2 protein-coding genes are annotated in these 7,043 nt (G+C 49.5%); both read right to left on the bottom strand.

Annotation, left to right across the window (positions count from 1 at the left end; genetic code table 11):
- Positions 1 to 51: 51 nt before the first annotated feature.
- Positions 52 to 6,828 carry a T9SS type A sorting domain-containing protein gene (locus IPM34_07785; GenBank protein ID MBK8955439.1) on the bottom strand — a complete coding sequence of 2,259 codons (6,777 nt, stop codon included), beginning with the start codon at positions 6,826 to 6,828 and terminating at the stop codon, positions 52 to 54.
- Positions 6,829 to 6,837: 9 nt separating this feature from the next.
- Positions 6,838 to 7,017 carry a hypothetical protein gene (locus tag IPM34_07790; protein MBK8955440.1) on the bottom strand — a complete coding sequence of 60 codons (180 nt, stop codon included), beginning with the start codon at positions 7,015 to 7,017 and terminating at the stop codon, positions 6,838 to 6,840.
- Positions 7,018 to 7,043 lie beyond the last annotated feature (26 nt).

Genomic DNA, 7,043 nt, shown 5'->3' on the forward strand with positions numbered 1-7,043 from the left:
TGCTCAATGATTCTGTTTCATTGAGCATTTTTTTTTGATCTGAATTCTATATTACTGCAAAATAATCAATGACTGAACCGATTTGGCAGCGCCATTATTCACAACCACGCGATAAACACCTGGAGCTTTTTGTCTGAATGAATGGCTTTGTATCTGAACAATATCGGTTTCACTATCTATTTGCATTTTCCAAACTTCTTCTCCCAACAAATTGTAAATTTTTACAGATCCTTCTTTTATGGTTTGATTAAAGATCAGTTCAAAAATACCATGATTCGGATTTGGAATGATCCTGAATCCTTCTCTGTTTGAAAGAACGTCGGGTTCCTGAATCAATAAATCTCCTTCTTTGTCGCCAGGGATATCTCCGTTATTTCCACCCGTCAACAATTCAGGACAGGACACACAAGGTCCAAGGAATTGATTGGGTCCCTGGTTGTTAACAAAGTCGGCATACCTGACGCATCGGGTGGTACACACCCCATTGCCTCCAATTTCCGCAATGTATACCCTGTTTGGATTGGTTCCACATTTCCAGGAAGCCTTGATCTGTTTGAACGGTGGAGGATATTTACAATCGGGCAATCCATCGCCATTGTTATCGACCGAATCGTCTCCGTTCGGACACACATCGCAAACATTGATGACTCCATCGCAATCGGCGTCTACGTAATTGGCGATGGTAACCGTAGCAAGACATGTGGAAGTGTTGCCGTTCACATCCGTTACAGTAACCGTTACTGTAGTGTTTTTCGGGCTCTTACAAGTGATGCTGTCGGGATTGGTTACTTTGGTTTTAATACCGCAGTTGTCTTTCTTGATCAGCAAAACGCTATCCGGGTGGATGTATTTGGATCCACCACCAGGAGGCAAGGTAATATTGTAAGTCTTACAAACGATGACAGGTTTGATCGTATCAATAATATTGAGGTTTGCCGTACAGGTATCCGATAAGCCGGTAGAATCGGTTACCGTCAGGATCACTGTTCTTTTTGGTAAATCATCGCAACCGAATAGATATCTGCTCAGTTTCATTGATTTGATTCCGCAGTTATCTGTCGATCCGTTGTTGATGCTATCTATTTTCAAATTATATAGACCCAAAGAATCCAGATAAATATTAAAGTCTTTACATTTTGCAACAGGAGGTTCAGTTTCGTAGACATTCAACACATATTTACATGTGGAAGTATTGCCGCAATCATCAGTAGCAGTCCAGGTTATTGTATGGTATCCAACATTGAATTCCTGTCCCAATAATGTATGACTGTTATTCCAGCTGTTGATTATACTGCTTGAATCTGTACATTCATCCATTGCTGTAGCATCCAGTGAAATGTCTGGAACAATGAAATGGCAGGTCATGGTATCTGCTTTTCTGACAATAGTATCATTAGATGGACAAATAATCACTGGCCCCGAAGAATCTATTACAGAAATGACTTGCGGACTATTGCCTGTGGATGAATTGCCACAGAAATCCGTAACGGTCCATGTCCTGAAAACTTGGGTTCCGGCGCATTCACCGAAAACCAGAGAATCCACATAGGATACTGCAGGATTAGGATCGCAAGGATGTTCTACATCCGTTGGGTATCCTGTAACATCGGGAGTGTAGATAAAATTACAGGGAATGTCGCCATTGTCTGCTCTGACCTGGAAATTATCTATATGCAATTCCTTGGTTTGCTGATTATTGCCGCCAGTGTAATACACCCGGATATACAAATTTGCAGGATTGTTGGCACCCGTAATGTTCCCCAGGCATTCAATCCATTGGCCCTGTACCAATGTTGTTGTACTGAACTGGGTCCAGTTTATACCGTTGGTACTGTATTCCATTAAAAGATCGTTCGCACTGCCATTTCCTTTTCGATATGCCTGAACATAAACTTCAAAATCGCTAAATGCAGGCAAATTATGCCCCGATAAATTGAAGCGCCAGTGACCAGGTACCATTGAATTATTGACACTCAATCCTTTTCCGGCTATGGAATTAAGGTCGAATGCATTGGCACCGGTGACCACACCGTTTACCGTCAGGAATGGATTAGAAGAAGTATCAATTTTCGAATAAATTCCGGAATATAATTTAGGTTGCAGGGATGCATATGAATATCCGGAATTGAAATCGTAATTCACCAATACTTTATTTCCACTTGGTGTGGGTTGAGTATAGACAGTTTGATTTGGAGGTACATTGAAACCAGGTTCAACAGTATCTACAACTGTTATGTTCTGACTGCAGAAATCAATGTTGTTGCAACTGTCGGTTGCCGTCCATGTTCTGTTGATCACATAATTTCCAGGACAGTTTCCAGGAATGATTTGATCGTCGTAAGTAAGTGCAACAGCATTTCCACAGTAATCAGAACCCACTGCAAACCCGGTATTGGTTGGCAATTGCGATTCATCGCAATGGATCGTATCTGCCGGAGGACAGGTGATCGATGGAGGCGGTTGGGTGCTTACCGTAAATGTAGAAGAACAAGTCTTGGTCACATCACAGGAACTGGTTACTGTAAATGTCACCGTTTTAGTACCACCGCATTTTGAAGGGGCACCGGTATTGTTGTTGGTTACTTCTACATTACATCCTCCGGTGGCTCCTGCATCATCCAGCCAATCCAGGAAGAAGTTATCGACCTGAACCTGACTTAAACAATAAGCAGACGTTCCGGAAGGGGATGGACACTTAAGGTTGACCGGATTCGGAGTAGTCACCGTAAATACAGCTGAACAGGTTACGGGAGGTTCGCAAGTGGAAGTAACCGTCCAGGTTACCGTTTTTACACCACCACATGCTAAGGGTGCTGTTCCGCCATTATGGCTCAGAACTGCATTGCATCCTCCGGTAAAGCTTGCTGTGTTTAACCAGGCACTGAATGTGGAATCCACTGTCGCCTGATCCGGACAATTAGATAATGTTTGATTTACTGCACAGGTCAAATTAACTGCAGATGGTGCTGTAACGGTAAATACTGCTGAACAGGTCACATCGGGTTCACAGGTGGAGCTCACCGTCCAGGTAACTGTTTTAGATCCGCCGCAGGCAGATGGTGCGGAACCTCCGTTATGGCTAATAGATCCGTTACAACCTCCCGAGAATGAAGTGGTATTCAACCATGCGGAGTATGCGGCATCTATGGCAGTTTGTGTCTGACATGCAGCTTGCGTATTATTTACCGCACAGGCAAGAGCAACATCTTCAGTTGCTGTTACCGAGAATACAGCAGTACAGGTTACAGGTCCTTCACAACTTGAAGTGACGGTCCAGCTTACTGTTTTCGAGCCACCACAATATGGCGGAGCAGATCCTCCATTGTTTGAAATAGTAGCATTACAACCACCCGATGAAGTCGCAGCATTCAACCATGCAGCATAAGCGGCGTCGACTTGTGCTTGTGACTGGCAGGAAGCAATAGTTGTATCTGCCGGGCAGTTGAGGACGACAGGAAGAGCTGCCGTTACGGTAAAGGAAGCGGAACAAGTGACGGGCCCTTCACAAGAAGAAGTAACGGTCCAGGTCACGGTAGTAGAACCACCGCAGGCAGGAGGCGCACCCGTACCATTATTGGAAACAGCAGCATTGCAACCACCGGAAGAAGTAGCAGCATTTAACCATGCAGAATAAGCTGCATCGATAGCCGCTTGTGTCTGACAGGAAGCCTGAGTATTGTTGGCCGGACAATTGAGCACGACAGCCGGAGCAGCAGTGACGGTAAAGGAAGCGGAACAAGTGACGGGTCCGGCACAAGAAGAGGTGACGGTCCAGGTCACAGTCGTGGAACCTCCGCAAGCAGCAGGAGCAGGTCCTGCATTATTGGAGATCGCTGCATTGCAACCGCCGGAGAAACTAACGGTCGTAAGCCATGTGGCATAGGCCGCATCAATAGCCGCCTGATTCTGACAGGCCGCTTGTGTGTTGTTAACCGGACAAGTGAGGACCACCGCCGGAGCTGCAGTCACGGTAAATGAAGCGGAGCAGGTGACCGGAGCAGCACAAGAAGAAGTAACAGTCCAGATTACAGTCGTAGAACCCCCGCAAGCCGGAGGAGCGCCGCTGGCGTTGTTACTGATGTCGGCATTGCAACCGCCGGAGAAACTAACGGTAGTTAGCCATGTATTGTAAGCAGCATCAATGGAAGCCTGCGATTGACAAGCTGCCTGAGTGCTGTTCGTGGGACAATTGAGCACGACAGCCGGAGCTGCAGGTACGGTAAAGGAAGCAGAGCAGGTCACGGGTCCTTCACAGGTCGAAGTGACGGTCCAGGTCACGGTGACAGAACCACCACAAGCCGGAGGAGCACCCGCACTGTTGTTGGAGATCGCGGCATTGCAACCGCCGGAGAAACTAACAGTTGTAAGCCAGTTGGTAAAGGCAGCATCCACAGAGGCCTGCGATTGACAAGCTGTATGGGTCTGATTGACCGGACAGGTGAGGTTGACAGCCGGAGCTGCATTTACCGAGAACACAGCCGAACAGCTCACGGGCCCTTCACAGGAAGAAGTGACGGTCCAGGTTACTGTTTTCGAGCCACCACAAGCAGAAGGTGCCGCACCTCCGTTGTTGGAGATGGCAGCATTACAACCACCGGAGAAGGTGGCAGCATTCAACCATGCGGTATAAGCCGCGTCGATAGTCGACTGAGTTTGGCAAGCTACCTGGGTATTGTTGGCCGGACAGGTCAAAGAAACCGCCGGAGGTGTAGTAACGGTAAAGGAAGCCGAACAAGTCACCGGACCTTCACAGGAAGAAGTAACCGTCCAGGTAACTGTTTTAGATCCGCCGCAGGCAGGAGGAGCAGAACCGCCATTATTGGAAACAGCAGCATTGCAACCACCGGAAGAAGTAGCCGTGTTTAACCAGGCTGTGTATGCTGCATCGATTGCGGCCTGAGACTGACAAGATCCCTGCGTATTGTTGGCCGGACAGGTCAGAGAAACAGCGGGAGCCGCAGTAACGGTGAACGAAGCAGAACAGGTCACAGGTCCTTCACAGGAAGAAGTCACAGTCCAGATCACAGTCGTGGAACCCCCGCAAGCGGGAGGTGCACCGGAACCATTATTGGTAATCGTTGCATTGCAACCACCGGAAGAAGTTGTGCTGTTGAGCCAGGTGTTGTAAGCAGCATCAATAGCGGCCTGAGTCTGACAAGCTGCCTGGGTATTGTTGGCCGGGCAGTTGAGGACGACAGGAGGAGCTGCCGTTACGGTAAAGGAAGCGGAACAGGTAACGGGCCCTTCACAAGAAGAAGTAACGGTCCAGGTCACGGTAGTAGAACCACCGCAAGCAGGAGGCGCACCCGTACCATTATTGGAAACAGCGGCATTGCAACCACCGGAAGAAGTAGCAGCATTTAACCATGCGGAATAAGCTGCATCGATAGCCGCTTGTGTCTGACAGGAAGCCTGAGTATTGTTGGCCGGACAATTGAGCACGACAGCCGGAGCAGCAGTGACGGTAAAGGAAGCGGAACAAGTGACGGGTCCGGCACAAGAAGAGGTGACGGTCCAGGTCACAGTCGTGGAACCTCCGCAAGCAGCAGGAGCAGGTCCTGCATTATTGGAGATCGCTGCATTGCAACCGCCGGAGAAACTAACGGTCGTAAGCCATGTGGCATAGGCCGCATCAATAGCCGCCTGATTCTGACAGGCCGCTTGTGTGTTGTTAACCGGACAAGTGAGGACCACCGCCGGAGCTGCAGTCACGGTAAATGAAGCGGAGCAGGTGACCGGAGCAGCACAAGAAGAAGTAACGGTCCAGATCACAGTCGTAGAACCCCCGCAAGCCGGAGGAGCGCCGCTGGCGTTGTTACTGATGTCGGCATTGCAACCGCCGGAGAAACTAACGGTAGTTAGCCATGTATTGTAAGCAGCATCAATGGAAGCCTGCGATTGACAAGCTGCCTGAGTGCTGTTCGTGGGACAATTGAGCACGACAGCCGGAGCTGCAGGTACGGTAAAGGAAGCAGAGCAGGTCACGGGTCCTTCACAGGTCGAAGTGACGGTCCAGGTCACGGTGACAGAACCACCACAAGCCGGAGGAGCACCCGCACTGTTGTTGGAGATCGCGGCATTGCAACCGCCGGAGAAACTAACAGTTGTAAGCCAGTTGGTAAAGGCAGCATCCACAGAGGCCTGCGATTGACAAGCTGTATGGGTCTGATTGACCGGACAGGTGAGGTTGACAGCCGGCGCTGCATTTACCGAGAATACAGCCGAACAGCTCACGGGCCCTTCACAGGAAGAAGTGACGGTCCAGGTTACTGTTTTCGAGCCACCACAAGCAGAAGGTGCCGCACCTCCGTTGTTGGAGATGGCAGCATTACAACCACCGGAGAAGGTGGCAGCATTCAACCATGCGGTATAAGCCGCGTCGATAGCCAACTGAGTTTGGCAAGCTACCTGGGTATTGTTGGCCGGACAGGTCAAAGAAACCGCCGGAGGTGTAGTAACGGTAAAGGAAGCCGAACAAGTCACCGGACCTTCACAGGAAGAAGTAACCGTCCAGGTAACTGTTTTAGATCCGCCGCAGGCAGGAGGAGCAGAACCGCCATTATTGGAAACAGCAGCATTGCAACCACCGGAAGAAGTAGCCGTGTTTAACCAGGCTGTGTATGCTGCATCGATTGCGGCCTGAGACTGACAAGATCCCTGCGTATTGTTGGCCGGACAGGTCAGAGAAACAGCGGGAGCCGCAGTAACGGTGAACGAAGCAGAACAGGTCACAGGTCCTTCACAGGAAGAAGTCACAGTCCAGATCACAGTCGTGGAACCCCCCGCAAGCGGGAGGTGCACCGGAACCATTATTGGTAATCGTTGCATTGCAACCACCTAAGAAGTTGTGCTGTTGAGCCAGGTGTGGTAAGCAGCATCAATAGCGGCCTGAGTCTGACAAGCTGCCTGGGTATTGTTGGCCGGGCAGTTGAGGACGACAGGAGGAGCTGCCGTTACGGTAAAGGAAGCGGAACAGGTAACGGGCCCTTCACAAGAAGAAGTAACGGTCCAGGTCACGGTAGTAGAACCACCGCAAGCAGGAG

The sequence above is a fragment of the Saprospiraceae bacterium genome, assembly GCA_016716185.1.
Taxonomy (GTDB): domain Bacteria; phylum Bacteroidota; class Bacteroidia; order Chitinophagales; family Saprospiraceae; genus Vicinibacter.